General features: G+C 41.8%; 1 pseudogene. It reads left to right on the forward strand.

The features are described from left to right. Window positions 1-330 (forward strand): annotated as a pseudogene (locus tag E5342_RS19240) (site-specific integrase); the annotation flags it as partial.

Consider the following 330-nt stretch of genomic DNA (forward strand, 5'->3'; position numbering starts at 1 on the left):
CCGTATTAGATGAAAACGGCAATCAAGTGTACTATGATAGTGGAAAGATGCAAGGTAAGCCCAAGTTTGCAGTAAAGCACAACAGACGAAAAGAAAACCTTAGTCTGTATCTGATAGATAAGCCCCGCACCCCAGCGGAACGCCAGCAGAACAAAGAAACGTTGGAGCTTGCCACAAAGATACGTGCAGAGCGTGAACAGGAATTTAAGGAAAGTATGTTGGGGTATCGGTTGAAAAAAGATAGAACGGTCAATTTCTTAGACTATTTCCAAGCTTATATCAACAGTTATACCAAGAAAGATATTCGCATGGTACAAATTGCGCTTAGCC

This window comes from Parabacteroides distasonis (assembly GCF_004793765.1).
GTDB lineage: Bacteria > Bacteroidota > Bacteroidia > Bacteroidales > Tannerellaceae > Parabacteroides > Parabacteroides distasonis_A.